This is a genomic window from Methyloversatilis sp. NSM2 (assembly GCF_038066675.1).
GTDB classification, from domain to species: Bacteria; Pseudomonadota; Gammaproteobacteria; order Burkholderiales; family Rhodocyclaceae; genus Methyloversatilis; species Methyloversatilis discipulorum_A.
Window position 1 is genome coordinate 1 of the sequence record NZ_JBBUKV010000015.1, and the last position, 1,497, is coordinate 1,497.

The window sequence follows — 1,497 nt, forward strand, 5'->3', positions numbered from 1 at the left end:
TCTGACCGCGACGCGGCGGTTTAATGGAGCACTGCGCGAGGTCACGGGCCGCAGTCGCGGTCAGAAGACCGCTCCTGCGGGCCCCGCGCCCGCACGGTTCTTACCTCACACCTTCTGGTAGATCTCCGCGCCCGACTTCACGAACTCGACCGCCTTCACTTCCATGCCCTTCGCGAGCGCTTCGTCCTCGTTGAGACCCTGCTTGGCGGCGAAGTCGCGCACGTCCTGCGTGATCTTCATCGAACAGAAGTGCGGGCCGCACATCGAGCAGAAGTGCGCCACCTTGGCCGACTCCTTCGGCAGCGTCTCGTCGTGGAAGCTCTTCGCCTTGTCCGGATCCAGACCCAGGTTGAACTGGTCGTCCCAGCGGAACTCGTAGCGCGCCTTCGACAGCGCGTTGTCGCGGATCTGCGCGCCCGGGTGACCCTTGGCGAGGTCGGCGGCGTGGGCGGCGAGCTTGTAGGTGATGATGCCTTCCTTCACATCGTCCTTGTCCGGCAGCCCCAGGTGCTCCTTCGGCGTCACGTAGCAGAGCATGGCCGTGCCGTACCAGCCGATCTGCGCCGCACCGATGCCGCTCGTGATGTGGTCGTAACCGGGGGCGATGTCGGTGGTCAGCGGGCCCAGCGTGTAGAAGGGCGCTTCCTTGCAGTACTCCAGCTGCAGGTCCATGTTCTCCTTGATGAGATGCATGGGCACGTGACCCGGACCTTCGATCATCACCTGCACGTCGTGCTTCCAGGCGATGTCGGTGAGTTCGCCCAGCGTCTTGAGCTCACCCAGCTGCGCGTCGTCGTTGGCATCGTAGATCGAACCCGGACGCAGACCGTCGCCCAGCGAGAAGGCCACGTCGTAGGCCTTCATGATTTCGCAGATCTCTTCGAAGTGCGTGTAGAGGAAGCTCTCCTTGTGGTGAGCCAGACACCACTTGGCCATGATGGAGCCGCCACGGCTGACGATACCGGTCATCCGGTTGGCGGTCATCGGCACGTAGCGCAGCAAGACACCTGCGTGGATGGTGAAGTAATCCACCCCCTGTTCGGCCTGCTCGATCAGCGTGTCCTTGAAGATTTCCCAGGTGAGCTCTTCGGCGCGCCCGTCGACCTTCTCCAGCGCCTGGTAGATGGGCACGGTGCCGATGGGCACCGGGCTGTTGCGGATGATCCACTCGCGGGTTTCGTGGATGTTCTTGCCGGTCGACAGATCCATCACCGTGTCACCACCCCAGCGGATGGCCCAGGTCATCTTGTCGACTTCCTCGTTGATCGAGGAGCCGAGGGCGGAGTTGCCGATGTTGGCGTTGATCTTCACCAGGAAGTTGCGGCCGATGATCATCGGCTCGCTCTCCGGGTGATTGATGTTGTTCGGGATGATGGCGCGGCCGCGGGCGACTTCGTCGCGGACGAACTCGGGGGTGATCTCCGCGGGGATCGACGCGCCGAAGCTCTGGCCCGGGTGCTGGCGGGTGAGCAGCTTGGCCATCTTCTCGCCGGTCGG

At 63.7% G+C, this 1,497-nt stretch carries 1 protein-coding gene; it reads right to left on the bottom strand.

Translation table 11 applies throughout. From position 1 onward, the window contains the following. Window positions 1-105: 105 nt before the first annotated feature. On the bottom strand, window positions 106-1,497 hold a 1,392-nt coding region (gene thiC, locus WJU27_RS18480), incomplete at its 5' end, for a phosphomethylpyrimidine synthase ThiC (RefSeq protein ID WP_341423039.1).